Source organism: Streptomyces sp. NPDC007901 (assembly GCF_042959465.1).
Taxonomy (GTDB): Bacteria; Actinomycetota; Actinomycetes; order Streptomycetales; family Streptomycetaceae; genus Streptomyces.
Window position 1 is genome coordinate 132,843 of sequence record NZ_JBIBKW010000006.1, and the last position, 26,872, is coordinate 159,714.

The 26,872-nt window shown below is 72.0% G+C and carries 23 protein-coding genes and 2 pseudogenes; 16 read left to right on the forward strand and 9 right to left on the reverse strand.

Annotation, left to right across the window (positions count from 1 at the left end; all coding sequences use genetic code 11):
- Positions 1 to 27: 27 nt before the first annotated feature.
- Both ACFZDK_RS21010 and ACFZDK_RS21015 read left to right on the forward strand, forming a co-directional pair.
- Positions 28 to 627 (forward strand): sigma-70 family RNA polymerase sigma factor, encoded by a 600-nt coding sequence (locus tag ACFZDK_RS21010; RefSeq protein ID WP_390974453.1) that lies wholly within the window; start codon positions 28 to 30, stop codon positions 625 to 627.
- A 1-nt stretch (position 628) separates the two neighbouring features.
- Positions 629 to 1,111, forward strand: coding sequence for a hypothetical protein (locus ACFZDK_RS21015; protein WP_390974455.1), 483 nt, complete (start codon positions 629 to 631; stop codon positions 1,109 to 1,111).
- Positions 1,112 to 1,200: 89 nt separating this feature from the next.
- Here the strand turns inward: ACFZDK_RS21015 and ACFZDK_RS21020 are convergent, their stop codons facing one another.
- Positions 1,201 to 2,487, reverse strand: coding sequence for a cytochrome P450 (locus ACFZDK_RS21020; RefSeq protein ID WP_390974457.1), 1,287 nt, complete (start codon positions 2,485 to 2,487; stop codon positions 1,201 to 1,203).
- A gap of 58 nt (positions 2,488 to 2,545) precedes the next feature.
- Entirely contained in the window at positions 2,546 to 3,337 is a 792-nt protein-coding gene (locus ACFZDK_RS21025) for an N-formylglutamate amidohydrolase (RefSeq protein WP_390974459.1), read from the reverse strand.
- Between the two features lie 80 nt (positions 3,338 to 3,417).
- Between ACFZDK_RS21025 and ACFZDK_RS21030 the strand changes: the two are divergent.
- A pseudogene (locus ACFZDK_RS21030) lies at positions 3,418 to 3,625 on the forward strand (DUF5713 family protein); the annotation flags it as partial.
- A 235-nt stretch (positions 3,626 to 3,860) separates the two neighbouring features.
- Complete coding sequence (locus ACFZDK_RS21035) at positions 3,861 to 4,976, forward strand: DNA glycosylase AlkZ-like family protein (RefSeq protein WP_390974461.1); 1,116 nt, start codon at positions 3,861 to 3,863, stop codon at positions 4,974 to 4,976.
- Positions 4,977 to 5,057: 81 nt separating this feature from the next.
- On the opposite strand, the gene ACFZDK_RS21040 is transcribed toward ACFZDK_RS21035, so the two are convergent.
- A complete protein-coding gene (locus tag ACFZDK_RS21040; RefSeq protein ID WP_390974463.1) occupies positions 5,058 to 7,274 on the reverse strand; it encodes an NADP-dependent isocitrate dehydrogenase in 2,217 nt (738 codons plus the stop codon).
- A gap of 818 nt (positions 7,275 to 8,092) precedes the next feature.
- Here ACFZDK_RS21040 and ACFZDK_RS21045 point away from each other — a divergent pair.
- On the forward strand, positions 8,093 to 8,281 hold the full coding sequence (locus tag ACFZDK_RS21045) for a hypothetical protein (RefSeq protein WP_390974466.1): 189 nt from the start codon (positions 8,093 to 8,095) through the stop codon (positions 8,279 to 8,281).
- 363 nt (positions 8,282 to 8,644) lie between these two features.
- Positions 8,645 to 8,989, forward strand: a complete 345-nt coding sequence (locus tag ACFZDK_RS21050) for a hypothetical protein (RefSeq protein ID WP_390974467.1) — start codon at positions 8,645 to 8,647, stop codon at positions 8,987 to 8,989.
- A 15-nt stretch (positions 8,990 to 9,004) separates the two neighbouring features.
- Here ACFZDK_RS21050 and ACFZDK_RS21055 read toward each other — a convergent pair whose 3' ends face one another.
- On the reverse strand, positions 9,005 to 10,096 hold the full coding sequence (locus ACFZDK_RS21055) for a mechanosensitive ion channel family protein (RefSeq protein WP_365683161.1): 1,092 nt from the start codon (positions 10,094 to 10,096) through the stop codon (positions 9,005 to 9,007).
- A gap of 138 nt (positions 10,097 to 10,234) precedes the next feature.
- On the opposite strand from ACFZDK_RS21055, the gene ACFZDK_RS21060 reads away from it, so the two are divergent.
- The 3 genes and pseudogenes from ACFZDK_RS21060 to ACFZDK_RS21070 all read left to right on the forward strand — a co-directional run.
- Positions 10,235 to 11,680 carry an FGGY family carbohydrate kinase gene (locus ACFZDK_RS21060; RefSeq protein ID WP_390974469.1) on the forward strand — a complete coding sequence of 482 codons (1,446 nt, stop codon included), beginning with the start codon at positions 10,235 to 10,237 and terminating at the stop codon, positions 11,678 to 11,680.
- A complete protein-coding gene (locus ACFZDK_RS21065; protein WP_390974471.1) occupies positions 11,677 to 13,062 on the forward strand; it encodes an FAD-dependent oxidoreductase in 1,386 nt (461 codons plus the stop codon). The genes ACFZDK_RS21060 and ACFZDK_RS21065 overlap by 4 nt, the downstream gene beginning before the upstream one ends.
- Positions 13,059 to 13,970 (forward strand): annotated as a pseudogene (locus ACFZDK_RS21070) (FAD-dependent oxidoreductase); the annotation flags it as partial. The gene ACFZDK_RS21065 and the pseudogene ACFZDK_RS21070, both read left to right, overlap by 4 nt.
- 144 nt (positions 13,971 to 14,114) lie before the next feature.
- Here ACFZDK_RS21070 and ACFZDK_RS21075 read toward each other — a convergent pair.
- Both ACFZDK_RS21075 and ACFZDK_RS21080 read right to left on the reverse strand, forming a co-directional pair.
- Positions 14,115 to 14,879, reverse strand: coding sequence for a crotonase/enoyl-CoA hydratase family protein (locus tag ACFZDK_RS21075; protein WP_390974473.1), 765 nt, complete (start codon positions 14,877 to 14,879; stop codon positions 14,115 to 14,117).
- Positions 14,880 to 14,902: 23 nt separating this feature from the next.
- On the reverse strand, positions 14,903 to 15,886 hold the full coding sequence (locus ACFZDK_RS21080) for a lysylphosphatidylglycerol synthase domain-containing protein (RefSeq protein ID WP_390974475.1): 984 nt from the start codon (positions 15,884 to 15,886) through the stop codon (positions 14,903 to 14,905).
- Positions 15,887 to 16,099: 213 nt separating this feature from the next.
- Between ACFZDK_RS21080 and ACFZDK_RS21085 the strand changes: the two genes are divergently transcribed.
- A complete protein-coding gene (locus tag ACFZDK_RS21085; RefSeq protein ID WP_390975022.1) occupies positions 16,100 to 18,016 on the forward strand; it encodes an ABC transporter transmembrane domain-containing protein in 1,917 nt (638 codons plus the stop codon).
- Between the two features lie 87 nt (positions 18,017 to 18,103).
- Here the strand turns inward: ACFZDK_RS21085 and ACFZDK_RS21090 are convergent, their stop codons facing one another.
- Positions 18,104 to 18,799, reverse strand: coding sequence for an esterase-like activity of phytase family protein (locus ACFZDK_RS21090; protein WP_390974477.1), 696 nt, complete (start codon positions 18,797 to 18,799; stop codon positions 18,104 to 18,106).
- 72 nt (positions 18,800 to 18,871) lie between these two features.
- Here ACFZDK_RS21090 and ACFZDK_RS21095 point away from each other — a divergent pair, with 72 nt between their 5' ends.
- The 3 genes from ACFZDK_RS21095 (at position 18,872) to ACFZDK_RS21105 (ending at position 22,857) form a co-directional block, all read left to right on the forward strand.
- Positions 18,872 to 19,045, forward strand: coding sequence for a hypothetical protein (locus tag ACFZDK_RS21095; protein ID WP_390974479.1), 174 nt, complete (start codon positions 18,872 to 18,874; stop codon positions 19,043 to 19,045).
- A gap of 202 nt (positions 19,046 to 19,247) precedes the next feature.
- Complete coding sequence (locus tag ACFZDK_RS21100) at positions 19,248 to 20,609, forward strand: ricin-type beta-trefoil lectin domain protein (RefSeq protein WP_390974481.1); 1,362 nt, start codon at positions 19,248 to 19,250, stop codon at positions 20,607 to 20,609.
- 61 nt (positions 20,610 to 20,670) lie between these two features.
- Positions 20,671 to 22,857, forward strand: coding sequence for an RICIN domain-containing protein (locus ACFZDK_RS21105; protein WP_390974483.1), 2,187 nt, complete (start codon positions 20,671 to 20,673; stop codon positions 22,855 to 22,857).
- Between the two features lie 47 nt (positions 22,858 to 22,904).
- Here the strand turns inward: ACFZDK_RS21105 and ACFZDK_RS21110 are convergent, their stop codons facing one another.
- Both ACFZDK_RS21110 and ACFZDK_RS21115 read right to left on the reverse strand, forming a co-directional pair.
- Entirely contained in the window at positions 22,905 to 24,563 is a 1,659-nt protein-coding gene (locus tag ACFZDK_RS21110; RefSeq protein WP_390975024.1) for an MFS transporter, read from the reverse strand.
- 116 nt (positions 24,564 to 24,679) lie between these two features.
- Positions 24,680 to 25,135, reverse strand: coding sequence for a MarR family transcriptional regulator (locus ACFZDK_RS21115; RefSeq protein WP_390974485.1), 456 nt, complete (start codon positions 25,133 to 25,135; stop codon positions 24,680 to 24,682).
- Positions 25,136 to 25,299: 164 nt separating this feature from the next.
- On the opposite strand from ACFZDK_RS21115, the gene panD reads away from it, so the two are divergent.
- From panD to ACFZDK_RS21130, 3 genes are read left to right on the forward strand one after another with little or no spacing between them, the layout of a single operon-like run.
- A complete protein-coding gene (gene panD / locus ACFZDK_RS21120; protein WP_390974487.1) occupies positions 25,300 to 25,719 on the forward strand; it encodes an aspartate 1-decarboxylase in 420 nt (139 codons plus the stop codon).
- A gap of 20 nt (positions 25,720 to 25,739) precedes the next feature.
- Positions 25,740 to 26,084 carry an N-acetyltransferase gene (locus ACFZDK_RS21125; protein ID WP_390974489.1) on the forward strand — a complete coding sequence of 115 codons (345 nt, stop codon included), beginning with the start codon at positions 25,740 to 25,742 and terminating at the stop codon, positions 26,082 to 26,084.
- Positions 26,085 to 26,094: 10 nt separating this feature from the next.
- Positions 26,095 to 26,736 carry an aspartate/glutamate racemase family protein gene (locus tag ACFZDK_RS21130; protein ID WP_390974490.1) on the forward strand — a complete coding sequence of 214 codons (642 nt, stop codon included), beginning with the start codon at positions 26,095 to 26,097 and terminating at the stop codon, positions 26,734 to 26,736.
- The last annotated feature ends 136 nt before the right edge of the window (positions 26,737 to 26,872 follow it).

The window sequence follows — 26,872 nt, forward strand, 5'->3', positions numbered from 1 at the left end:
ACACTCCCTTCCACGGCGTACGATGACTTGCCGTACACGAGGGGTGGGGCCGTGGACCGAGCAGAGGTCGGCGCGTTGGTCCAGTCCGCCGTCGACGGCGACGCGGCGGCCTGGAAGGCGCTCGTGGAAGGGCTGAGCCCACTGGTGTGGTCGGTGGTGCGCGCGCACCGGCTCTCCGACGCCGACGGGCACGAGGTCTACCAGACCGTGTGGTTCCGGTTCGCCCAGCACCTGGGCCGCATCCGGGAACCCGACAAGGCGGGCTCCTGGCTGGCCAGCACGGCACGCAACGAGTCCCTGAAGGTGATCCGCGGACTGACCAGGCTGCTGCCGACCGACGACCCCCAGGTCCTCGACCGGGTCAGCGACGACCGAACGCCCGAACAGTCCCTGATCGACGCGGAGGACGAGGCGGACCAGGCCGAGCGGATCCGCCTGCTGTGGCAGGAGTTCGAGGAACTCGGCGACCGCTGCAGGCAGTTGCTGCGCGTCCTGATGACCTCGCCGCCGCCCAGCTATGTCGAGGTGTCCGTCGCGCTGGGCATCGCCGTGGGCAGCATCGGCCCACTGCGCCAGCGCTGTCTGCGCCGGCTGCGGTCCCGGCTCGACGCGAGGGGAGCGGTGTGAGATGACCGACGACGACGGCTTCCCGGACGACGAGGGCCCGGGCGACGCCGAGTTCGGTGCCGATCTCCTGGAGGAGGAACTGCGCCAGGCGGCCGCCGTCCTCGATCCGCTCCCCGCCGAGCTGCTCCAAGTGGCCATGGACGCCTATGCGCTGCACGACCTGGACGCCCGTATCGCCGAGCTGACCTTCGACTCCCTCGTCGACGCCATCCCGGTCAGAGGCGTCGAGGACCCGCCCCGGATGCTGACCTTCCAAGCGGGCGAACTCACCGTGGACGTCGAGGTCACCGACGACGGGCTGCTCGGGCAGGTGCTGCCCCCGCAGTCGGCGCACATCGAGGTGCTCGGCGGCCCCGCCGCGGCACACCCGCTCACGGTCGACGGCATGGGCCGCTTCACCGCCGCCACCCCACCGACCGGGCCGTTCGCGCTGCGGCTGCGGGCCGGGGGGGACGTGATCGTGACGGAGTGGTTGCGGGCGTGAACCGGGCCCGGTGGTATGTCACATGGCGGTGTGAGTGGTATGTCACATACCGCCCCACCGTGCATGGCATGTGACATACCACCGTCCCGTCACCACGTGACAGGCAACGTCACCGGCCCCCGGATCATCGTCTTGCGCCGCCACTCCACCTCCCCGGCCGGCACCGCGAGCCGCAGCCCCGGCAGCCGGTCGAGGAGGGTGTCGACCAGCAGCTCGGTCTGCAGCCGGGCCAGGACCGCGCCGGTGCAGTAGTGCGAGCCGTTGCCGAAGGCCAGGTGCGGGTTGGGCTCGCGGTCCGGGAGGATGCGGTCCGGGTCGGGGAAGACGGCCGGATCGCGGTTGGCGGCGAGATAGGAGACGTACACCGGGTCGCCGGCCGCGATCCGGGTGCCGTCGCTCAGTTCGACGTCCTCCAGGGCGATCCGGGCCAGCCCGACCGTGCTGCGGTGGGGGATCCAGCGCAGCAGCTCGTCCAGGACCGGCCCGCGCTCCACCGGCCGGTCCCGCATCCGTGCCATCAGCTCCGGCCGGGTCAGCATCAGGAACAGCATCTGACCGCAGTTGTGGGTGACCGCCTCGCCGCCGATCTGCAGCGGCCCCGCCAGCCCCACGGCCTCCTCCTCGCCGATCTCGCCGCGGGCCACGGCACGCCCGAGCAACGAGTACACGTCGTCGCCCGACCCGTCGCCGCGTGCGCGGACCGCCTCGGTGATCCACCCGTACAGCCCCTGCTTGGCCCGGTCCGCGCCCTCCACCCCGCCGGACGTGGAGATGATCTGCCGGGTCCAGGCGTGCACCCGCTCCCGGTCTGCCGCCGGCACCCCCATCACCTCGCTGACCACGGTGATCGGGAACGGTTCGAGGACCCGCTCGATCAGATCGGCGGGCGGCCCGTCCCGCAGTACCCCGTCCACGAGTTCGTCGAGGATCTCCTGCGCCCGGGGCCGCAGCCGCTTCATTGCGCCCACCGTGAAGGCACCGGCGAGCGGTTTGCGCAGCCGGTTGTGGTCGGGCTGGTCGGCCCAGGCCAGCGAGCCCGGCCGGGGCTTGAAGTGCGGGGCGAGCCGGGTCACCTGGCGCCGGGTGACCTCGGCGCGGCCGAACCTCGGGTCGTTGGTGACGGTCCGGACGTCCTCGTACCGGGTGGCGAGCCACGCCCAGCCCTCGCCGAACGGCAGCCGGATCCGGGTCACCGGCCCTTCCGCCATCAGGGAGGCGAGGACCGGGTCGAAGTCCGTCCCCTCCAGATCGAGCGCGGGCCAGTCCCGCACCGGCGGCTCGACCGGCGGCGCGGTCTCGCGGACGGGCGCGAGCGGCTCCGTGGTGGCCGGCTCGGCCGTCTCCGTGGTCGTGGGCGCGGTTATCTCCGTGGTCATGCCTCCACAGTCGTACGGCCGCCACCCGGTGTCCTGCCGGAATGCTCCAGCCGGAGGGTCAGCGGCCGGCGGCGTCCACGAGCGCGGCGAGGGCGGCGGCCAGCCGCTCCAGCCCCGCGCCCGCCGGACCGCCCGGCTCGGTCATGTAGAGGTCCCGCCGGATCTCCACCATCAGCGCGCCGACCCGCGCGTCCGTCCCGTAGAACTCAAGCGGTACGTAGGTCCCGCCGAACGGGCTGTCCAGTCCCGTCTCCCCGCACTCGGCGAAGGCCGCGCGGGCCGCCGCCGTCAGCTCGGCCGGCGTGTGGAAGGCGTCCGTGCCCAGGCACACCGGCGGCCGGGGCCCCGCCGCGTGCAGTTCGTAGGGCAGCGCCCGGCTCGGGTAGGAGTGCACGTCGATCACCACGGCCCGCCCGGTCGCGGCCAGCCGCCCGGCGACGGCCCGGGCCATCGCCCGCGCGTACGGCCGGAAGTACCGCTCGACCAGCGGCTCCGCGGCGCAGGACGCGTCCCGCAGCACGTCCCGGTGCGTGGTCCGCGTGTACACGGCCCCCATCCCGACGGCGAGCATCTCCTCCCGCTCGTCCGGAAACCGCTCGGGATCGACCACCAGCCGCGACAGCCGGTTGACGAACCGCCAGGGGGTCACCCCGGCCAGCCCGGCCGCGGCCTCCGCGAGCTCGGCGGTGTGCGCGTCCGTGATGTGGTCCAGCTCCCGCTCCAGCGCGGTGTCGTCGAGCACGATGTCCGCCCGTACGGCGGCCGGAATCGTCCGTGCGGAGTGCGGGACGTGCAGGATCACGGGTGACTCGTCGGCGCCGGGCAGGAGCGCGTACGACGGCTGGGACACGGGCGGCTCCGGGGCGTTGTCAGTGGCGGGGTGCAGGATCAAGGTGTCACATCGACCACGGACGCGGGTGGGGCGGCACCATGCCGATCGGCAATCCCCGGATCACCGGGCACGCGTTCCTCGCGGGACTGTACAAGGACGGGTACTTTCCCCGATCAGGTGGTGGACCGGGGCCGGGAGATCCTCGTCCGGCTGTGCGAGCGCATCGAGGCGGACCGTCCCGCCGCCCTGCCCGCCCTGGAGGCCGAGTTCGAGGCGGCCGGCAGCGAGATCGAGACCGTGGCCCGCGGCGTCAGCGCGCGGCGGTGCACCCCGTGGTGGTGACACGCACGAGGTCGACGTCGCGTCGGGTCCCAAGCACCGTCATGCGACGAGCGAACCACAGCGGGTCACGGCGGGCCGGCCGCACGCCGGACGTGACCCGCAGACTTCACGAGCGGCGTACGCGTGTCACGCCTGGGGCCCGGGGGAGCCGCCGGGCGGGCGACGGCCCGTTGTCGGACCCTTCGCCTAGTCTCGGGCCATGACCGTCCACCAGCTCTCCCGCACCGACGCCCGCCGTATCGCCGTACGTGCTCAACTGCTGGACGCCGAGCGGCCGGACGGGCTGCACGACGTCGTCCGCGGGCTGAGCCTGCTGCAGATCGACCCGACCGCCGCCGTGGCGCCGACCGCCGATCTCGTGGCGTGGAGCCGGCTCGGATCCTCGTACGCCCCGGCCGAGTTGACCGCGGCGCTGGAGCGGCGGACGCTGCTGGAACTGCAGGCCATGATCCGGCCCGGCGAGGATCTCGCGCTGTACCGCGCGGAGATGGCCGAGTGGCCGGAGCGCGGTACGCCGTCGTCCTGGCGGGAGTACCACCGCGGGTGGGTGGCGGCCAACGACGCGTGCCGCCGGGACCTTCTCGCCCGGCTCGGTGAGGCGGGACCGCTGCCCTCCCGGGCCCTGCCGGACAGCTGCGCCGAGCCGTGGAGATCGAGCGGCTGGAGCAACAACCGCAACGTCACCAAGCTGCTGGAGCTGATGGTGCAGCGCGGCGAGGTCGCCGTCGCCGGACGGGCCGGCGGCGACCGGCTGTGGGACCTGGCCGACCGCGTCTACCCCGACGTCCCGCCGGTCCCGGTCGAGGAGGCGCTGCGCATCCGCGACGAGCGGCGGCTGCGCGCCCTCGGCATCGCCCGCGCCCGCGGGCCGGAGTGCCAGGTCGAACCGGCCGATGTGGGGGAGGCCGGCGAACCCGCCGTCGTCGAGGGGGTGCGGGGCAGCTGGCGGGTGGACCCCGCCCAGCTGGGGCGGCCCTTCGAGGGGCGGGCCGCCCTGTTGTCGCCCTTCGACCGGCTCGTCCACGACCGCAAGCGCGCCACCGAGCTGTTCGCGTACACGTACCAGCTGGAGATGTACAAACCGGCGGCCAAGCGCCGCTGGGGGTACTTCGCGCTGCCGATCCTCCACGGCGACCGGCTGGTCGGGAAGCTCGACGCCACCGCCGACCGCGCTGCCGGGCGGCTGCGAGTGGCCGCCGTCCATCAGGACGAGCCGTTCACCCCGGCGATGAGCGCGGCGATCGGCCGGGAGATCGAGGATCTGGCGAGCTGGCTGGACCTGGACCTGGACCTGGAGCAGGCGCTGCCGAAGTGACGGGCCGGACATGGCTCCGCCCCGGCGGGCGGGGTGCCTGCCGGGGCGGAGACTTCAGGGTCTACAGGAGGCGGCTGCGGCTCAGAGGGCCGCGAGCGCCGCGTTCCAGGTGGCCGACGGGCGCATGATCGCGTCCGCCTTGGCCTTCTCGGGCTGGTAGTAGCCGCCGATGTCGGCGGGGGAGCCCTGGACGGCGAGCAGCTCGTCGACGATCCTCTGCTCGTTGGCTGAGAGCGTCTCGGCGAGCGAGGCGAACGCCTTGGCGAGCTCGGCGTCGTCGGTCTGCTTGGCCAGCTCCTGCGCCCAGTACAGGGACAGGTAGAAGTGGCTGCCGCGGTTGTCGATGCCGCCGACGCGACGGGTCGGGGACTTGTCCTCGTTGAGGAAGGTCGCCGTGGCACGGTCGAGGGTGTCGGCCAGCACCTTGGCGCGGGCGTTGCCGGTGAAGTCGGCGTACTGCTCGAAGGAGGGGACGAGCGCGAAGAACTCACCGAGCGAGTCCCAGCGCAGGTAGTTCTCCTTGACCAGCTGCTGGACGTGCTTCGGGGCGGAGCCGCCGGCGCCCGTCTCGAAGAGGCCGCCGCCCGCCATCAGCGGGACGACCGACAGCATCTTGGCGCTGGTGCCCAGCTCCAGGATCGGGAAGAGGTCGGTCAGGTAGTCGCGGAGCACGTTGCCGGTGACGGAGATGGTGTTCTCGCCGCGGCGGATGCGCTCGACCGACAGCTTGGTGGCCTCGATCGGGGAGAGGATCCGGATGTCCAGGCCCTCGGTGTCGTGCTCCGGCAGGTACTGCTGGACCTTGGCGATCAGCTGCGCGTCGTGGGCGCGGCCCTCGTCCAGCCAGAAGACGGCCGGGTCGCCGGTGGCGCGGGCGCGGGTGACGGCCAGCTTCACCCAGTCCTTGATCGGCGCGTCCTTGGTCTGGCAGGCGCGGAAGATGTCACCGGCGGCGACCGGCTGCTCGATCACGACGTTGCCGGCCGCGTCGACCAGGCGGACCGTGCCGGCGGTGGCGATCTCGAAGGTCTTGTCGTGGGAGCCGTACTCCTCGGCCTTCTGTGCCATCAGACCGACGTTCGGGACGGAGCCCATGGTGGCCGGGTCGAAGGCGCCGTGGGCGCGGCAGTCCTCGATCACGGCCTGGTAGACACCGGCGTAGGAGGAGTCCGGGATGACGGCGAGGGTGTCGGCCTCCTGGCCGTCCGGGCCCCACATGTGGCCGGAGGTGCGGATCATGGCCGGCATCGAGGCGTCGATGATGACGTCCGAGGGCACGTGCAGGTTGGTGATGCCCTTGTCGGAGTCGACCATGGCGAGGGCCGGGCCGTCGGCGATCTCGGCGTCGAAGGAGGCCTTGATCTCGGCGCCCTCGGGCAGGTTCTCCAGGCCCTTGAGGATGCCGCCCAGACCGTCGTTCGGGGACAGGCCGGCCGTCTTGAGCGTCTCGCCGTACTTCGCGAACGTCTTCGGGAAGAAGACGCGCACCACGTGACCGAAGATGATCGGGTCGGAGACCTTCATCATCGTGGCCTTCAGGTGCACGGAGAACAGGACGTCCTCCTGCTTGGCGCGGGCGATCTGCGCGGCCAGGAAGTCGTTGAGCTGCGCGACGTGCAGCACGGAGGCGTCGACGACCTCGCCCGCGAGGACCGGTACGGAGTCCTTGAGGACGGTGGTGGTGCCGTCCTCGGCGACCAGCTCGATCTTGAGCTTGCCGGCCTCGGAGATCACGGCGGACTTCTCGGTGGAGCGGAAGTCGTTCTCACCCATGGTGGTGACGTTGGTCTTGGACTCGGGGGTCCAGGCGCCCATGCGGTGCGGGTGGGTCTTGGCGTAGTTCTTGACCGAGGCGGGGGCGCGGCGGTCCGAGTTGCCCTCACGCAGGACCGGGTTCACGGCGGAACCCTTGACCTTGTCGTAGCGGGCGCGGATGTCGCGCTCCTCGTCCGTCTTCGGGTCGTCCGGGTAGTCCGGGAGGGCGTAGCCCTTGCCCTGGAGCTCGGCGACGGCGGCCTTGAGCTGCGGGATCGACGCCGAGATGTTCGGCAGCTTGACGATGTTGGCCTCGGGGGTCTTGGCCAGGTCGCCCAGCTCGGCCAGCGCGTCGGGGATGCGCTGGTCCTCGTTCAGGTACTCCGGGAAGTGGGCGATGATGCGTCCGGCCAGCGAGATGTCGCGGGTGTCCACGGCGACACCGGCCTGCGAGGCGTACGCCTGGACCACCGGCAGGAACGAATGCGTCGCCAGGGCCGGGGCCTCGTCTGTGTAGGTGTAGATGATGGTCGAGTCAGTCACCGGGTGCTCCGCTCCACGTCTGCAACATTGCTCGACATCAAGATATCTCGTGAGCGACCCGGGCTCGACAGGGGTCCGCGACTCGGAAGATCCGGTTGTCCGGTTGTCATACGCCGGGCAACCGGACCGGTCAAAAGAGTGGTCAAGAAGAACGAGCCACCATCGACCGGCGGCCGGACCGACCACCCGGCCGCCCGAGCGAAAGCGGACCATGAGATTTCGCACCAGAGTGACGGCCCCGGCGGCCGCCCTGCTCGGCACGGCGACCGTACTGGCCACGGGGGCCCCGGCCCTCGCGCGTCCCTTCTCCGCGGGGGAGAAAAGCGGCGCCGAGGGGGCCGGGGGCAGGACGCACACCTGGGTGCCCGCAGCCGAACTCCGTGCACGCGGTCTTCCCGTGCAACGACCACCGTTCCTTGAGACCAAGCGGGCGTGAGCCCGGTCAGTTGCACACCCCGAACGGTCTTGGGCGCACTGGTCCCCGGCGTTCTCGACCCCGGGGCAGCGACACGGATCCTGTCCGTGGTCCGATCCCGGGAGGCCGGTTCCCTCACGGCCTGGCCAGGTGGGCATGGCCAGAGGCGACGGGGAGGCCCCGAACCATCACTCCGGTGGAGCGGGGGCCCCGCACACTGGCGCCGTGCCCGGCGTCCCAGATCGCGTGATCACCGTAGCCCGGACGGCCTGGAATCCCGCAAGCCCGGAACCCGACGATCACACGATTGAGCTACACCGGCCTCCCGTACGCTCGTTGGCAAATATTCGCCAACCCTTCGGACAAAGCCGACTTCACCTTCCGTATCACCGTCCCGAACGGCGTGCGCGGCGTCGCGAACGGCCTGCTCACCCGCACCGAGAACCTCCCGGACGACCGTACGGCGTACTCGTACCGCTCCCGGTCCCCGATCGCCACGGAACTCGTCCAGATCACCGTCGGTGGCTGTGGGGTCAGGATCGACAGGGCCGAATCCCGGCTTGTGCCGCGGGCCGACATGCGCGCACGGTAGTGTCGCGGTGTCAGGCGGTGACAGCCTAGCCGCCGGGACAAGGCAGGTCGCTGACCTGCTCGGCGGTCGGGAGGATCGTCGCCGGACGGACACTGAGTGCCGTCAAACCCGCCGGAGCGATCCAGGCGGGAGTCTCACGGGGCACCCGGGAGAGAGCTCCAAAAGCCGAACTTCCTGCACCAGCACCACCAGGAAGAGAGCGACGGCTTGCATGTGCTGCAGAGCACGGCCTGCTCCTCGTTCGGCTTGGGATCGGCCCCTTTTACCTGGGGCAATCCCTAGCTGAACGAGGGCCACGCCGACTTCTACGGGCTGCTCTACCGCTACGAACACGGCTGGGCGGACTCCCTGGGCCTGACCACCATGGAGGCCGCGGTCAACCTCTTCGAAAACCAGCGCTACCTCGGCGGCGTCCTGGTCCTGTACGCCCTTCGTGAACTGGTCGGCGAGGACGCCTTCCACACGGTCGAGGGCACCTTCCTGAACCGCTTCCGGCGCCGCTCGGCCTCGACGGCGGACTACATCGCGGTGGCCTCGGAGGCCACCGGCCAGGACCTGACCGGCTTCCTCCGCGACTGGCTCTACGGCACGACGACCCCGCGCATGCCCGGCCACCCCGACTGGACGGTCACCCCGGTCACCCCGTCCTCGGCCACCCCGCACAGCCTGCGCGGCGGCCACCACCACGACAACTCCGCGACCCTCTGACGGGCCGGCAGGGGGCTAGTCGGTGTGCGGCAGACCGGACGGCAGGTCGTCCGTGACGCGCTGCTGCGGGATCACCACGGCCCCCTGCTGGAGCGCCACCGTACGGGCCGGGGACGGGATGCGGATGCCCTCCTCGCGGTAGCGGCGGTGCAGGCGCTTGATGAACTCGTGCTTGATGCGGAACTGGTCGCTGAACTCGCCGACGCCCAGGATCACCGTGAAGCCGATCCGGGAGTCCCCGAAGGTGTGGAAGCGGATGGCGGGCTCGTGGTCCGGGACCGCGCCGGTGATCTCGGTCATGGTCTCGGCGATGACCTCGTGCGTGACCCGCTCGACGTGGTCCAGGTCGCTGTCGTAGCCCACGCCCACCTGCACCAGGATCGTCAACTGCTGCTCGGGGCGCGTGTAGTTGGTCATGTTGGTCTTCGCCAGCTGCCCGTTGGGGATGACCACCAGGTTGTTGGAGAGCTGGCGGACCGTCGTCTGCCGCCAGTTGATGTCCACGACATAGCCCTCCTCGCCGCTGCTCAGCTGGATGTAGTCACCCGGCTGGACGGTCTTGGAGGCGAGGATGTGGATGCCCGCGAACAGGTTCGCCAGGGTGTCCTGGAGGGCCAGCGCGACCGCCAGACCGCCCACGCCCAGGGCGGTGAGCAGGGGCGCTATGGAGATGCCCAGCGTCTGCAGCACCACCAGGAAGCCGATCGCCAGGACCAGTACCCGGGTGATGTTCACGAAGATCGTGGCGGAACCGGCGACCCCCGAGCGGGACTGGGTGACCGACTGCACCAGTCCGGCGATCACCCGCGCGGCCGACACCGTCACCGCGAAGATGAGCACCACTTGAAGGCACTGGTTGGTGTGGTGCTGGACCGATCTGGTCAGCGGCAGCACCGCCGCCGCGGCGGCCGCGCCGGCCGTGATCGCCGCCCACGGGATCGCCGTGCGCAGCGCGTCCACGATGACGTCGTCACCGCTCCAACGGGTCCGCTTGGCGTGCTTGGCCAGCCACCGCAGCATCCCGCGCGACAGAAAGGCCAGCAACAGGCCCGCCGCGAGGGCGATTCCGGCCAGTACCAGGTCATCGACGGTGAGCGCTCGGTTCACCGGTTACCTCCCATTCGAATGTGCAACCGCTCATCCTGCCGTATCCGCACGCGGGTTCGTACCGGGTGGACCCGTGCGCGCTTGTGCTGCCCGCGCCCCTGCGGCAGGCTGTCGAGCAGTGATCGTCAGGGAGGCTCGATGACAGGTCCGGTGCTCGCCGTCGACCAGGGCACGTCCGGCACCAAGGCCCTGGTGATCTGCCCCGAACGGGGCGTCATCGGCACCGGCTTCGCCGCCGTACGGACCCGGCACCTGCCCGGCGGCCTGGTGGAGGCGGACCCCGAGGAGCTGTACCACTCGGTGCTGGTCGCAGGCCGCCGGGCGCTCGCCGAGGCCGGTGAACCGGTGACCACGCTCGGCCTGGCCAACCAGGGCGAGACGGTCCTCGCCTGGGACCCCGGCACCGGGCGCCCGCTCACCGACGCGATCGTCTGGCAGGACCGCCGGGCGGAGACCGTGTGCGCCGGACTCGAAGAGCACGCCGAGGAGTTACGCGCCCTCACCGGCCTGCCCCTCGACCCCTACTTCGCCGCGCCCAAGATGGCCTGGATCCGCCGCCACCTCACCACGGAGGGGGTCGTCACCACCACCGACGCCTGGCTGGTCCACCGGCTCACCGGCGCCTATGTCACCGACGCCGCCACCGCGAGCCGCACCCAGCTCCTCGACCTGGACCGGGTGGAGTGGTCCTCCCGGGCCCTGGACCTCTACGGGCTGTCCGCCGAACATCTCCCCGAGATCGTCGACAACGCCCAACTGGTCGGCACGACCATGGAGTTCGGCGACAAGATCCCGCTCACCGGACTCGCCGTCGACCAGCAGGCCGCCCTCCTCGCCCACCGCATCACCGAACCCGGCGGCGCCAAGTGCACCTACGGCACCGGCGCGTTCCTGCTCGCGCACACCGGTGACACCCCCCGGCGCTCCATCTCCGGCCTGGTCGCCTGTGTCGCCTGGCGGCTCGGCGGACAGGCCGGCTACTGCCTGGACGGCCAGGTGTACACGGCCGCCTCCGCCGTACGCTGGCTCACCGACCTGGGCGTCATCTCCGGCGCCGCCGACCTGGACCGGGTGGGCGGCGGCGTCCCCGACACCGGCGGGGTCACCTTCGTGCCCGCGCTGGCCGGGCTCGCCGCTCCCTGGTGGCGCGGCGACCTGCGCGGCTCGCTCACCGGACTGGGCCTCGGCACCGGCCCCGGGCATCTGGTACGCGCCCTGTGCGAGGGCCTCGCCGCCCAGGTGGTGGAGCTCGTCGAAGCCGCCCGCACCGACCTCGGCACCCCGCTGACCGCGCTCCGCGTCGACGGCGGCCTGACCCGCTCGGCGCTGCTCATGCAGACCCAGGCCGACCTGCTGCAACGCCCGGTCGAGGTGTCCACCCTGCCCGACGCCACCGCCCTGGGCGTGGGCGCCCTGGCGCATCTCGGCAGCGACCCCGTCGACTTCCTCCCCAACGACATGCCCTCCGCCGTCTACGAACCGCGCATCTCCGCCGCCGAGGCCGCCGACCGCCTGGGCGTCTTCCGGGCCGCCGTCGCCGCGCTGATCGAAGGAGCGGGAGCCGGATCGGGAGCCCCGGTATGACGGTCACCGCAGAGGGGCCGCTGCCCGCCGTCCCGTACGACGTGACGGTCGTCGGCGCCGGAGTCGTCGGCAGCGCGATCGCCCGCGAACTCGCCGCCCGACCGCACCTGCGGGTCGCCCTGGTGGAGGCCCAGGACGATGTCGGCCAGGGCACCTCGAAGGCCAACACGGCCATCCTGCACACCGGTTTCGACGCCCACCCCGGCACCCTGGAGGCCCGCCTGGTCCGCGAGGGCTCCCGGCTCCTCGCCGGCTACGCCGCCGCCTGCGGCATCCCGGTCGAGCCGGTCGGCGCCCTGCTGGTCGCCTGGGACCAGGAGCAACTCGCCGCGCTGCCGGACCTCGCGCGCAAGGCCGTACGCAACGACTACCAGGACGCCCGCCTGCTGGACGCGCGCGAGCTGTACGCCCGCGAACCGCACCTCGGCCCCGGCGCGCTCGGCGCCCTCCACATACCCGGCGAGAGCATCGTCTGCCCCTGGAGCACCACCCTGGCCTACGCCACCCAGGCCGTCCGGGGCGGTGTCCACCTCCATCTCAACTCCCGGGTGGAACGGGTGGCCCGGCACGACGGCCTGCACACCCTGACCACCTCGCGCGGCCCGCTCCGCACCCGCCACCTGGTCAACGCGGCCGGCCTGCACGCCGACACCCTCGACCGGCTGCTCGGTCACCGCGCCTTCACCGTCACCCCGCGCCGGGGCCAGCTGATCGTCTACGACAAGCCCGCCCGCGACCTGGTCCGGCACATCCTGCTGCCCGTCCCCACCGCCCTCGGCAAGGGCGTCCTGGTCGCCCCCACGGTCTACGGCAACGTCCTGCTGGGCCCCACCGCCGAGGACCTGGACGACAGGTCCGCCACCCAGTCGACCGCCGACGGGCTGGCCGCGCTGCGCGAGAAGGGCCGCCGGATCCTGCCCGCACTCCTCGACGAGGAGGTCACCGCCGTCTACGCCGGACTGCGCGCGGCCACCGAGCACGACGACTACCGCATCTCCGCCCACCCCGGCCAGGCGTACGTCACCGTCGGCGGCATCCGCTCCACCGGCCTCACCGCCTCCCTCGCCGTCGCCGCCCATGTCATGGGCCTCCTGCGGGACTCGGGGCTGGACCTGAAGGACCCCGTCGAACTGCCACCGGTCCGGATGCCGAACCTCGGCGAGGCCTTCCCCCGTCCCTACCAGCGGGGCGGTGACGTCATCGTCTGCCACTGCGAGCGGGTGACCCTCGGCGAGATCCGCGACGCCCTCGCCGGCCCGGTCCCGCCGCGCGCCCTGGCCGGCCTGCGCCGCCGTACCCGGGCCGGGTCGGGACGGTGCCAGGGCTTCCACTGCGGGGCCGCCGTACGCGACCTGTTCGAGAAGGCAGGGCACCCGGGATGACGACCGCCGAACGCCACGTCGACGTCCTCGTCGTCGGCGCGGGGCCCGCCGGTCTCGCGGCCGCCGCCCGGCTCGCCGCCGGCGGCGCGGGCCGGGTGGAAGTCCTGGAACGGGAACAGCAGGCCGGGGGAGTGGCCCGGCACTGCGCCCACGGCGGATTCGGCACCTGGACCCGGCCGCTGACCGGACCTGCCTACGCCTGCCTGCTCGGCGAGGCCGCCGCGGCGGCGGGAGCGGTGGTCCGTACCGGGGTCACCGCTCTGGACTGGGCCGGGCCGCTCACCCTCGCCACCGTCGGCGAGCGGGGGCCGGAGACGGTCACCGCACGGGCCGTGGTCCTCGCCACCGGCGCCTACGAACGCCCCCGCGCGGCCCGGCTGATCCCGGGCACCCGGCCCGCCGGCGTCCGCACCGGAGGCGAACTCCAGCAGGCGGTGCACCGTTACCGGCAGCCGATCGGCGAGCGGGCGGTGGTGGTCGGTGCCGAGGACGTGTCGTACGCGGCCGCCGGGACGGTACGGGCGGCGGGCGCCGAACTCGTCGCGATGGTCACCGACCGGCCGCGCGCCGGCTCGCTGCGCGCGCTGGACGCCCGGCTGCGCGCCCGCGTCCCCCTCCTTACCGGCACGACCGTCACCGAGATCCTCGGCCACGGACGGCTGTCCGGCGTCCGTATCCGGCACCTCGACGGCCGGACCGGCGTCCTGTCCTGCGACACGGTCGTCTTCACCGGAGACTTCGCCGCCGAGAACGAACTCGCCCGCCGGGCCCGACTCACCCTGACCGACGGCCCGTTCACCGACCGGCCGGGCGTCTTCGCGGTGGGCGGCCTACGGCAGCCGGGACAGGACGCCGGGACGGCGGCCCGGGAAGGGGCCAGGACCGGCCGGGCGGTGCTGGAGTGGCTGGTCGGCCGCCGGTGACGGACTCGTGCGAGTGGTTGGGCGGTCGCTGGTGACGGGATCCGTGCGGGTGGTTGCTCCGTTGCCGGTGACGGGACCCGTGTGGTTGGCTGGTCGGCCGCCGGTGACGGACCCCGTGCGAGTGCCCGCTCAGTCGCCCGTGAAGGACCCGTGGCGCCCAGCCCCCGACGCGAACCGCGCCGCCCCCTCCAGGCCTTCCGCCAGTACGCCCATGCCGTGGCGGATCTCGGTGCCCATCGCCGTCTCCTCGTCCAGCCCCTCCTGGTCCAGCACCGACGCGCGGTCGCTGCGCAGGCAGGCCTGGGGGAAGTCCGCGATCGAGGCGGCCAGTTCCTCGGCGGCCTCGCGGGACCGGCCGGGCGGGACGAGCCGGTCGGCCAGGCCCATGGCGTGGGCCTCGGCGGCGGGGACCGGGCGGCCGGTGAGGATGAGGTCCATCGCCCGGCCGGTGCCGATCAGCCGGGGCAGCCGTACCGTGCCGCCGTCGATGAGCGGGACGCCCCAGCGGCGGCAGAAGACGCCGAACACCGCGTCCTCCTCGGCGACCCGCAGATCGCACCAGAGGGCCAGTTCGAGGCCGCCCGCCACGGCGTGCCCGGCGATCGCGGCGATCACCGGCTTGGTCAGCCGCAGCCGGGTCGGGCCCATCGGGCCGTCACCGTCCTCCGCGACCCGGTTGCGGTTCCCGCCGGCCATCGCCTTCAGGTCCGCGCCCGCGCAGAAGGTGCCGCCCTCGCCCCACAACACGGCCACCCGGGCGGTGTCGTCCGCCTCGAACTCCCGGAAGGCGGCGACCAGTTCGGCCGCCGTAGGCCCGTCCACCGCGTTGCGCACCTCGGGCCGGGAGAGCACGACCGTGCTGACGTGACCCTTGCGTTCCAGGCGGACCGGCATGTGGTGTCTCCTCCGCGGCGGGTTCAGATGACCTTCAGTCGTACCAGCGCTCCCAGTGTCAGGGCTCCCGGCAGCAACGGCACCCACACGGTGATGATCCGGTACGCGAGGACCACGGCCGTCACGACCGCCACCGGACCGCCCGCCGCCACCAGCGCCACGATCAGCGCCGCCTCCACCGAACCCAGGCCGCCCGGCGTGGGGATCAGCGCGACGGCGACCGTCGCCGCCAGGTACGCCAGCGCCATGTGCGCGGGCGGCACCGACAGACCCAGCGCCCGGCCCACCGCCACCAGACCGGCGGCCTGCAGCGCGGGGAAGGCCAGCGAGCCGCCCCACAGTGCCAGCGCGCGTGTCGGACGCGTGTGCACCGAGCGGGCCTCGCTCAGCGCGGTCCGCACGAACCGGAACACCGGCTCGCGCACCCGTCGCAGGAGGAACAGCACGCCCACCGCGGCGGCCGGCAGCGCGCCCGCCACGGCCAGGACCGGTCCGACGTCCCCGTCGGGGAGCAGCCCGTCGAGCCGCAGCGCGTCCGGGAAGGCCACGAACAGCACGGCCATCAGGCCCACCCGGGCGATCGACTCGGCGAGCAGATACAGGGCGAGGGCGGCCGAGGAGGTGGCGAGCGGCACCCCGCACACCGTCATGAACCGCAGGTTGACCGCGCCCGAGCCGAGGCCCGTCGGCAGCAGGTGGTTGGCCGAGCCCGCCGCGAGCTGCGTGGCCAGCAGCCGCCACCGGGGCAGCGGCTGGATCACAGCACCCTGCCGGGTGAACGCCGCGGCCACCCAGGTCAGACAGGTGGCGGCGCCCGCCGCCAGCAGCCAGGGCCAGGAGGCGTCGCGGAGATGGCCGAAGCCCTCGACGAGGACCGGCCAGTGCTGCACCGCGATCACCGCGACCAGCGCGAGCGGAATCAGGGTCAGGATGTGCCGCCAGGGGATGCGGCGGACGAGCCGGGGGAGACGGCCCGCACGGAAGCCGGGGATTCTTACCGCTGTCACACCGGGAGAGGTTTTCCGCGCCGACCCAACTGCGGGTGGCGGAAGAGGAGACACCGGATGACGGCCGGGAAGCGGCTGGGCGAGGAGGCTCACCTGGGGCTTCCCGGGGCCGGGCGGGACCTTCGGAGGGCTCATCGGGTCCTTCGTACGAGGGGACGGCGAGTGGAACTTGACCTCAACGATGCTTGAGGTCCTACGTTCTCTCCCATGAGTATGGAGACCACCGCCTGGATGCAGCTGCACAGTGTGATGACCGCCCAGCAGGAGCGGCGCCCGTTCGACCGGGCCACGCTGCGCCGTATCGCCGTCTTCGCCCGCCCGCACCGGGCGGGCATAGTCCGTTTCGTCCTGCTCGGGGTGGTCACCGCCCTGCTCGCCGTCGCCACCCCCGTCCTCGCCGGCCATGTCGTCGACGCGATCGTGTCGGGGCACGACACCGGTACGGTCGTACGGCTGTCGCTGCTGATCGCGCTCGTCGCGCTCGCGGAGGCGGCGCTCGGGGTGCTCGGGCGGCGGCTCTCGGCGACGCTCGGGGAGGGACTCATCCTCGACCTGCGTACGGCTGTGTTCGATCATGTGCAGCGCATGCCCGTCGCGTTCTTCACACGTACTCGTACGGGTGCGCTGGTCAGTCGTCTCAACAACGACGTCATCGGCGCCCAGCGCGCCTTCGCGGGCACCCTGTCCGGCGTGGTCAGCAACCTGGTCACGCTGGTGCTCACCCTCGCCGTGATGCTCACCCTGTCCTGGCAGATCACCCTGCTCGCGCTGGTGCTGCTGCCGGTGTTCGTGGTGCCCGCCCGCCGGATGGGCGGCCGGATGGCCCGGATGCAGCGCGAGGCCGCCGCCCTCAACGCCGACATGGGCACCCGGATGACCGAGCGGTTCTCCGCCCCCGGCGCCACCCTGATCAAGCTCTTCGGCCGCCCCGAGGAGGAGTCGGCCGAGTTCGCCGCCCGCGCCTCCCGGGTCCGGGACATCGGCGTGCGCACCGCCACCTCCCAGTCGGTGTTCATGACCTCGCTGACCCTGGTCTCCTCGCTGGCCCTCGCCCTGGTCTACGGCCTCGGCGGCTGGTTCACCCTGCGCGGCACGCTGGAGGCGGGCTCCGTCGTCTCCCTCGCCCTGCTGCTGACCCGGCTGTACGCCCCGCTCACCGCCCTCGCCGGGGCCCGCGTCGAGGTGATGAGCGCGCTGGTCAGCTTCGAGCGGGTCTTCGAAGTGCTCGACCTGAAGCCCCTGATCGAGGAGAAACCGGACGCCCGCGAGGTCCCCGAGGGACCCGCGGCCGTCGAGTTCGAGGACGTCCGCTTCGCCTACCCCGCCGCCGACCAGGTCTCCCTGGCCTCGCTGGAGGAGGTCGCGGTCCTCGACTCGCGCGGCGGCGCCGAGGTCCTGCACGGCATCTCCTTCCGCGCCGAACCCGGCCACACCGTCGCCCTCGTCGGCTCCTCCGGCGCCGGCAAGTCCACCATCGCGCAACTGCTGCCGCGCCTGTACGACGTCGACGAGGGCGCCGTCCGCATCGGCGGCGTCGACGTCCGCGACCTGACCGCCGGCTCGCTGCGCGCCACCCTGGGCATGGTCACCCAGGACGGCCACCTCTTCCACGACACCGTCCGCGCCAACCTGCTCCTCGCCCGGCCGACCGCCACGGACGAGGAGTTGTGGGCCGCCCTGGGCCGCGCCCGGCTCGACGAGGTCGTACGGTCGCTGCCCGACGGCCTGGACACGGTGGTCGGCGAGCGCGGCTACCGGCTCTCCGGCGGCGAGCGCCAGCGCATGACCATCGCCCGGCTGCTGCTGGCCCGCCAGCGCGTGGTCATCCTCGACGAGGCCACCGCCCATCTCGACAACACCTCCGAGGCGGCCGTCCAGGAGGCCCTCGCCGAGGCGCTGGAGGGGCGCACGGCCGTGGTCATCGCCCACCGGCTGTCCACCGTCCGGGCCGCCGACCAGATCCTGGTGGTGGAGGCGGGCCGGATCGTGGAGCGCGGCACCCACGACGAACTCCTCGCGGCGGCCGGCCGCTACGCGGAGCTGTACCGCACACAGTTCGCCGAGCGGGACGGCGAGCGGGACGCCGAGCGCAACGGCGAGGCACCGGACGCCGTGCCGGCGGCTTCCTGACGGCGGCCACCGGGCGTTGCTTCGCGGCGCGGCTCCGTGGCCCGGCTGCGGGGCCCGGCTGCGTGCGAGAGGTGAACGCCCGGGCGGTCAGCGGAAGGCGCGCTCGTCCGCGTGCAGGCGTGACGCGAGACGGACGGTGATGAACTCGTCGTCGTCCGGGGCGCCGGGCGTGCGGCCCGGGGAGAACGGGAAGTTGTTGTCGTTGAGCACCGCGATCGTCCGGTCGTCGAGGAGGGTGACGTCCTCGATCGTCTGGAACGGGAAGCGGAAGATGTCGCCGAAGCCGCCGAGGTTCTTCGGGCCGGTGAGGTCCAGCAGGTCGGCGACCAGCGTCTTGTCGACCAGTCCGTCACCGTCGCGGTCCGGGGTGTCGACCAGGTAGATCCGCTTGAACTTGGCGGTGTCGCCCTGGCCGCCGTCGCGCTCGATGACCAGGAAGCGGTGCTTGTCGACGGCGGTGGCGTCGCCGATCGAGTTCGAGGGCGACTCCGTGCGGTAGACGAAGCGCCGGCCCGTGTAGGCGCGCTTGCGCAGGTCGAACTGGCTGAAGCGCAGGTCGCCGGGGGTGTCACCGGCCACCGAGCCCTCCAGCAGCGGGTACAGGTAGCGGCCGTCGAGCGGGATCGGGGCCTCAAGGAGCCGGCCCGACGTGGAGGGGTGCAGGAGGAACGGGCCGAACTCGTCGCCCATCCAGTACGTTCCGTCGGCCCGGCGCGTGATCGACTCGACGTCGAAGTCGGCGCCGGTGAGCTCCCGGTCGGCCCGGGTGAGGGCGAACGGCACATGGTGGTCGGGGTCGCTGAGAGGGCGCTGTTTGCCTTGTTGCCGTAGCCGTTGTCCGACAGCACGTCGTAGGTGCCGTCGTGGCGGTCGACGACGCCGCTGAAGCCCTGGACGGGCTGGTGGGCGAAGGGCGCGGTGACGCCGTTGAACGGGCCGGTGCCGATGGCGGAGCCGGAGGGCTCGCTGCCGGGCGCGAAGGTGGCGGCGGGCAGGGCGGACCAGCCGGTCAGCGTGGCGCGGCCGTAGTCGTATGACGGGCGCGCCAACGCCGGGCGACGGCCCGGTGCGCACAAGTCCCTTCCCTCAATCCTTACTTCACTACTTGACGGAAGTGGTCCATACCTTTAGGTTCACGGGTCACGAAGGCCCCGTGAGCGCGTTCGACCTTCACAAGGTGAACGCGCTCCCGGGTGCCGCCATCCCCCCGCGTGAAAGGCCACCCCCCGCAATGGCCAGACCTCTGCCCACGGCTGTCGCCGTAGCCGCCCTGACGCTCTCCGCGGGCCTGCTCACCGCGTCTCCCGCGCAGGCCGCAACCGGAACCATCACCGGCCTCGCCGGCAAGTGCCTCGACGTCGCCGGCGCCAACTCCGCCGACGGCACGGCCGTCCAGCTCTACGACTGCAACGGCACCTCGGCCCAGCAGTGGACCGTCGGCAGCGACGGCACCATCCGCGCCCTCGGCAAGTGCCTCGACGTCACCGGTAATTCGACCGCGGACGGCGCCAAGGCCCAGCTGTGGACCTGCAGCGGCGGCGCCAACCAGCAGTGGACGGTCACCTCCGCCCACGACATCGTCAACCCGCAGGCCAACAAGTGCCTGGACGCCACCGGCAACTCCTCGGCCAACGGCACCCGCGCCCAGATATGGACCTGTACCGGCGGCTCCAACCAGAAGTGGACCGCCCCGGCGGCCGGCGGCGGCACCACCCCGTCCGCGCCGATGGCCGTGGCGCCGTACCTCTACAACGGCTGGGGCGACCCGCCGAGCCCGACCACGATCACCAACGCGACCGGCGTGAAGTACTACACGCTCGCCTTCGTCCTCAGCAACGGCTACTGCAACCCGCAGTGGGACGGCAGCCGGGCGCTGACCGGCGGGGTCGACCAGAGCACCATCAACACCGTGCGTGCCAACGGCGGTGACGTCATCCCGTCGTTCGGCGGCTACAGCGGCAACAAGCTGGAGAGCTCCTGCTCCAGCGCGAGCGAGCTGGCGGCGGCCTACCAGAAGGTCATCAACGCCTACGGCGGCCTCAAGGCGATCGACATCGACCTGGAGGCCGACGCCTACAGCAACGGGACCGTCCAGCAGCGGACCGTGGACGCGCTGAAGACCGTGAAGGCCAACAACCCGGGTCTGAAGGTGTACATCACCATCGGCACCGGCCAGAGCGGCCCCGACACCAGCCTGATCAACCGGGCCGCGTCCTCCGGGCTGACCGTCGACGCCTGGGCCATCATGCCGTTCGACTTCGGCGGCGCCGGGCAGAACATGGGCAACCTCACCACCCAGGCGGCCGAGGGGCTGAAGAACGCGCTGAAGTCCGCGTACGGCTACAGCGACGACACCGCCTACCGGGACATGGGCATCTCGTCCATGAACGGCATCACCGACAACAACGAGACCGTCACGGTGGCCGACTTCCGGACCATCCTCGCCTACGCCCAGCAGCACCACCTGGCCCGGCTCACCTTCTGGTCCGCCAACCGCGACCGGCCCTGCACCGGCGGCTCCGCCGACAGCTGCTCGGGCGTGAGCCAGTCGAACTGGGACTACACGCGCGTCTTCGCCGGGTACACGGGCTGACCCCCCCCAACCCTTCTCGCACCCCTCGTACTTCTCGTACTTCTCGTCCTTAGGAGAACCCGTGCTTCGCCTTCCCCGGCGGCGCAGATCAACGGCCGCCGCTGCGGTGGCCGTTGTCGCCGCCTCCCTGCTGACCGCGGCGGGCGCCTCCTCGCCCGCGTCCGCCGCCACGCTGCCCACCGGCAATGTCACGCTGCTCAACGCGGCGAGCGGCAAGTGCGTGGACGCCAAGGCGGCCGCCACCGCCGACGGCACCGTCGTCCAGCAGTACACCTGCAACAACACCACCGCCCAGCAGTGGAGTCTCACCTCCACCAGCGACGGCTACGTCCGGATCAACAACGGCAACAACGCCAACGAGGTCCTGGACGTCACCGGCGTCTCCACCGCCGACAGCGCGACCGTCCAGCTGTGGACCTACGGCGGCGGCAACAACCAGCAGTGGCTGCCCGTCGACGACGGCGGCGGCGCCTACCACTTCGTCAACCGCAACAGCGGCAAGTGCCTGGACGACCCCGGCGCCTCGACCGCGGACAGCGTGCAGTTCGTGCAGTACACCTGCAACGGCACCGCCGCGCAGCGCTTCCAGGTCGTCCCGGTGACCCAGTCGGGCAACCCGGACCTCGGCTCCAACGTGGTCGTCTTCGACCCGTCGATGTCCGCCTCGACGATCCAGAGCAAGCTGGACTCGATATTCCAGCAGCAGCAGACCAACCAGTTCGGCTCGCAGCGCTACGCGGTGATGTTCAAGCCGGGCGCCTACAGCGCGGACGTCAACGTCGGCTTCTACACCCAGGTGCTCGGCCTCGGTCTGTCGCCCGACGCGGTCTCGATCAACGGCGCGGTGCACGCGGAGGCCGACTGGTTCCAGGGCAACGCCACCCAGAACTTCTGGCGCGGCGCCGAGAACCTGTCCGTCAACCCGACCTCCGGCAGCGACCGTTGGGCGGTCTCGCAGGCGGCGGCCTACCGCCGGATGCATCTGCGCGGCAACCTCGCCCTGGACGACGGCGGCTGGTCCAGCGGCGGCCTGATCGCCGACAGCCAGATCAACGGGCAGGTCAACTCCGGCAGCCAGCAGCAGTGGCTGACCCGCAACTCCCAGCTCGGCAGCTGGACCGGCTCCAACTGGAACATGGTCTTCACCGGCAGCACCGGGGTCCCCGCCACCAGCTTCCCCAGCCCGCCGTACACCACGGTGGCGCAGAGCCCGGTGACCCGCGAGAAGCCGTTCCTGTACGTCGACGGCGCCGGCGCCTACCAGGTGTTCGTGCCGGGCACCCGCACCAACTCCAGCGGCACGAGCTGGAGTTCCGGAACCACGGCGGGCACCTCGCTCTCCCTGGACACCTTCTACGTCGTGAAGCCGGGCGCGACCGCCTCGCAGATCAACGCGGCCCTGACGGCGGGCAAGAACCTCCTGGTCACCCCGGGTGTCTACCACCTCGACCAGACCCTGCAGATCAACCGCGCCGACACCGTCGTGCTGGGCCTGGGTCTCGCCACCTTCGTCCCGGACAACGGCGTCACCGCCATGAAGGTCGCCGATGTGGACGGCGTCCAGGTCGCCGGGCTGCTCTTCGACGCCGGCACCACCAACTCCAGCACCCTGATGGAGGTCGGCCCCAGCGGTTCCTCGGCCTCGCACGCGGCCGACCCGACCTCGCTGCACGACGTGTACTTCCGCGTCGGCGGCGCGGGCGTCGGCAAGGCCACCACGAGCCTGGTCGTCAACAGCGGCAACGTCATCGGGGACCACATGTGGATCTGGCGCGCCGACCACGGCACCGGAGTCGGCTGGACCACGAACACCGCCGACACCGGACTGGTCGTCAACGGCAACAACGTGACCATGTACGGCCTGTTCGTCGAGCACTTCCAGAAGTACCAGACCATCTGGAACGGCAACGGCGGCCGTACGTACTTCTACCAGAACGAGATGCCGTACGACCCGCCCAACCAGTCGTCCTGGATGAACGGCTCGACGCAGGGCTACGCGGCCTACAAGGTCGCCGACTCGGTCACCAGTCACCAGGCGTACGGCCTCGGCAGCTACTGCTACTTCAACGTCAACCCGAGCGTGGTCGCGGCGCACGCCATCGAGGCACCGAACAACGCCAACGTGCGCTTCACCGACATGGTGACGGTCTCCCTCGGCGGCACCGGCACCATCAGCCACGTCGTCAACAACACCGGAGGACCGTCGAACTCGTCGACCAACGTGGCGAACCTGACCTCCTACCCGTGACCGGAGCGGGTGTGCCCCGGCGGACCTCCGCCGGGGCACACCGGTTTTCACGACGGTGTGTTGTGCCGAGGCCGGTCAGCGCGGGCCCGCTGCCGGTCCTTCGGTTCCTCCTGGTCCTGGCCGGCCCGGTGGCCGCCGCGCAGCGCGGAGGCCACGGCGGAGACCAGGGCCATGCCCGCGGCCACGCCGAAGACGATGCCCAGGCCGTGGTGGAAGGGGCCGGAGACCAGTTGCGGGAAGAAGGTGTGCCCGGTCAGCACGGCACGCTGGGCCGCTGGCACATGGCCGAGGACGCCCTCGGAGGCGAGCAGGTGCTGGATCGGGTTGTTGCCGAGGAACGTCGCGAACAGCGTGCTCACCGGGGGCAGCGCCGCGGCGTGCGCGGCGGTGCCGGCCGGCACGCCGTGCGCCATGAGGCCGCTCTTCAGGGTCTCCGGCAGTGAGGACGCGAGCCCCGAGACCATCAGCGAGAAGAAGACGCCGATGGACAGTGCCGTACCGGAGTTCTGGAAGGTCGAGCGCATGCCCGAGGCGACGCCCCGGTACTCGGCCGGCACACTCCCCATGATCGAGGAGGTGTTGGGCGCCGAGAACATGCCCTGGCCGAGCCCGTTGAGCAGCAGCAGCGCCGCGAACAGCCCGTAGTCGAAGTCGACGGGCAGCGCCAGCAGCCCCAGGAAGGACGCCATGACGACGACCAGCCCCGCCGTCGAGAAGAACCGGGCGCCGAACCGGTCCGAGAGATAGCCGGAGACCGGCCCCGCGATCAGGAAGCCCAGCGTCAGGGGAAGCATGAAGATGCCGGCCCACAGCGGGGTGTCCTCGAAGTCGTAGCCGTGCAGCGGCAGCCAGATGCCCTGCAGCCAGATGATCAGCATGAACTGCAGCCCGCCGCGCGCGATGGCGGTCAGCAGGGCGGCCAGGTTGCCCGCGGCGAACGCCCGGACCTTGAACAGGTCCAGGTCGAACATGGGCTCGGCGACGCGCCTCTCGATGACGCAGAAGGCCAGCAGCAGGGCGACCCCCCCGATCAGACCGCTCAGCACCCACGGGTTGCCCCAGCCGGTGGCGCTGTCGCCGTAGGGCTGGATGCCGTAGGTGATACCGGCCAGCAGGATGCCGGCGCCCGCCGCGAAGGTGATGTTCCCCAGCCAGTCGATCCGGCCGGGGCGCGCCGTCGAGGTCTCCCGCAGGCTCAGGTACGACCAGACGGTCCCCGTGATGCTGACCGGGACGCTCACCCAGAACACCGCCCGCCAGTCGACGGCGGCGAGCAGACCGCCCGCGAGCAGGCCGAGGAACTGTCCGGCCAGCGCCGTGATCTGGTTGATGCCCAGCGCCATGCCGCGCTGCCGGGCCGGGAACGCGTCGGTGAGGATCGCGGCCGAGTTGGCGGTCAGCATGGACCCGCCGAAGGCCTGCACGATCCGCCAGAGGATCAGCCACAGGGCACCCGCCCCGGCCCGGAACGGATCGAGCGACAGCGCGACCGAGGCGCACGCGAAGATCAGGAAGCCCAGGTTGTAGATCTTCACCCGCCCGAACATGTCGCCGAGCCGCCCGAGCACGACCACCAGCACCGCGGAGACCAGCAGGTATCCGAGGATCATCCAGAGCAGATAGCCGATGTTGCCGGGCGCGAGCGGGTCGAGGCCGATCCCGCGGAAGATCGCCGGCAGCGAGATGATCACGATCGACGCGTCCATCGTGGCGATCAGCACGCCGAGGGTGGTGTTCGACAGCGCGACCCACTTGTAGCCGGGCCCGGCCGCAGCGCCCGTACGGCGGGCCGAGCGCAGCGTGCCGAGCCGGTCGCGGGCGCTCACAGCCGGGCCGCCAGCCGGTCGAGCAGCGGCAGGGCCGAGGCGAGCGCGGCCCGCTCCGCGGCCGAGAACTCGCCCAGGACGGCCGCGAGCCGCCGCACCGATTCCGAGCGCCGCTCGGCGAGCACGGCCCGCCCCTCCTCGGTGACGGCCACGATGCTCCGGCGCCCGTCCGCGGCATCGGGGCTGCGGCGGACCAGACCGCGCTGTTCGAGCTGGGCGAGGGTGCTGGCCATGGCCTGCGGCCGTACCCGTTCCATCTCGGCGAGGGCGGTCGGGGAGTCCGGCCCGTCGGCGGCGAGCCGCGCGAGCACGGACACCCCCGACAGCGACATGTCCCCCACCGCGTGCGCCTGCCGCAGCCGCCTCGTGACACGGCCCACCGCCAGCCGGAGGTCGGACGCGAGCCGGGTGACCTCGCTCAGATCGCGGATGCCGCCTTCGTCGGCGGCCATGCCTGTCTTCACATCTACTAACAGTAGGTTTATCAGTCTGAACTGCTCAACCAGTCTTAAGTAAATACGACGGTCCGGTGTGCTGGGGAGCCGGCGGTGTAAGGTATGGACACAGCCCTTGACCTGCATAAACGCAGGCAGGGAGCCGAAACCTTGGAGCACTCATGCTGCGCACCATGTTCAAGTCCAAGATCCACCGCGCCACCGTCACCCAGGCCGACCTGCACTACGTGGGATCGGTGACCATCGACGCGGACCTCCTCGACGCCGCCGACCTGCTTCCCGGTGAGCTGGTCCACATCGTCGACATCACCAACGGCGCCCGGCTGGAGACGTACGCCATCGAGGGTGAGCGGGGTTCGGGGGTCGTCGGGATCAACGGGGCGGCCGCCCATCTCGTCCACCCCGGCGACCTGGTGATCATCATCAGCTACGCTCAGGTCACCGACGCCGAGGCGCGTACGCTTCGGCCGCGGGTCGTGCACGTCGACCACGACAACCGGATCGTGGCCTTCGGCGCCGACCCGTCCGAGCCGGTACCGGGCTCGGACCAGCAGCGCAGCCCGCAGGCCGTGTCGGCCTGACCGAGGACCAGGAGGGCGACATGAGCGACATCGAGATCCGCGACGACCGGGCGGCCGGCCGTCTGGAGGCGGTCGCCGGCGACGAGGTCGTCGGTCACATCGAGTACTTCGTCCTGGAGTCGCCCTCCCGAGCCTTCGTCCCCGTCCACACCATTGTGGAACCGGAGCACGAGGGGAAGGGCATCGCGGGCTCCCTCGCCCGCGAGCTGTACGCGATCTCGGAGCGCGAGGACACCCCGGTGGCCCCGCTCTGCCCGTACGTCGTCAGGTGGGCCGAGCGCCACCCCGACGTGGCGCCGACACCGGACCCCGAGCTGCTGCGCGCGGCGAAGGAGTGGCTGGTCGCCCACCCCGGCCGCTTCTGAGGGTCCGCGCGTGCTCGCCCTCCTTCACACCTCGCCCCTCCACATCCCCGTCTTCGACGCCCTGCGCGACGAGGACCACCCGGGTCTGGAGCTACGGCACCTCGTGGCACCGGAACTCCTGGCCCGGGCCCGCCGGGAGGGCCCCGAGGCGGTGGCCGGCGACGTCACCGCGGCCCTCCGCCGGGCGGCGGCGAACGCCGGTGTCCGGGCCGTGCTCTGCACCTGCTCGACGATCGGCGAGGTCGCCGAGCGGGCCGTCGGCGAGGTGGCCGTACCGGTCGTCCGCGGTGACCGCCCGATGGCGGCCGCCGCAGTGGCCGCAGGCCCCCGCGTCACCGTCCTCGCGACGGTCGAGAGCACCCTGGCCCCCACCCTTGCCCTGATCGAGGACGAGGCCCGCCGCGCGAACCGCCCGGTCCGCGCCCGCGCCCAGGTCGTCCCCGACGCCTGGACCCGCTTCGAGGCCGGCGACATCGAGGGCTGCGCCCGCCTGGTGGCGACCACCGCGGACACCGTCACCGACACCGACGTGATCGTCCTGGCCCAGGCCTCCATGACCGCGGCCACGAACCTCACCACGACAACGGTCCCGATCCTGTCCAGCCCCCGCCCCGGCCTGGCCGCCGCGGCGAAGGCGGCCCGCACGGCGTGAGTGCCCTGCCCATCGGTCGGGTAGGTGGCAGATAGACCCCAGAGGCGAAGTCCAGCCACTGGCCGGAGGACACCATGACCACCCCACACCCCCCGGACCCCTACCCCACCCCGGTACCCACCCCCGAACCATCCCC

Coding starts and splice junctions, on each gene's coding strand:
- ACFZDK_RS21015 (WP_390974455.1), top strand. CDS start 629: ATGACCGACGACGACGGCTTCCCGGACGACGAGGGCCCGGGCGACGCC.
- ACFZDK_RS21020 (WP_390974457.1), bottom strand. CDS start 2,487: ATGACCACGGAGATAACCGCGCCCACGACCACGGAGACGGCCGAGCCG.
- ACFZDK_RS21035 (WP_390974461.1), top strand. CDS start 3,861: ATGACCGTCCACCAGCTCTCCCGCACCGACGCCCGCCGTATCGCCGTA.
- ACFZDK_RS21050 (WP_390974467.1), top strand. CDS start 8,645: ATGGAGGCCGCGGTCAACCTCTTCGAAAACCAGCGCTACCTCGGCGGC.
- ACFZDK_RS21060 (WP_390974469.1), top strand. CDS start 10,235: ATGACAGGTCCGGTGCTCGCCGTCGACCAGGGCACGTCCGGCACCAAG.
- ACFZDK_RS21065 (WP_390974471.1), top strand. CDS start 11,677: ATGACGGTCACCGCAGAGGGGCCGCTGCCCGCCGTCCCGTACGACGTG.
- ACFZDK_RS21075 (WP_390974473.1), bottom strand. CDS start 14,879: ATGCCGGTCCGCCTGGAACGCAAGGGTCACGTCAGCACGGTCGTGCTC.
- ACFZDK_RS21085 (WP_390975022.1), top strand. CDS start 16,100: ATGGAGACCACCGCCTGGATGCAGCTGCACAGTGTGATGACCGCCCAG.
- ACFZDK_RS21100 (WP_390974481.1), top strand. CDS start 19,248: ATGGCCAGACCTCTGCCCACGGCTGTCGCCGTAGCCGCCCTGACGCTC.
- ACFZDK_RS21110 (WP_390975024.1), bottom strand. CDS start 24,563: ATGGACGCGTCGATCGTGATCATCTCGCTGCCGGCGATCTTCCGCGGG.
- ACFZDK_RS21115 (WP_390974485.1), bottom strand. CDS start 25,135: ATGGCCGCCGACGAAGGCGGCATCCGCGATCTGAGCGAGGTCACCCGG.
- panD (WP_390974487.1), top strand. CDS start 25,300: ATGCTGCGCACCATGTTCAAGTCCAAGATCCACCGCGCCACCGTCACC.
- ACFZDK_RS21125 (WP_390974489.1), top strand. CDS start 25,740: ATGAGCGACATCGAGATCCGCGACGACCGGGCGGCCGGCCGTCTGGAG.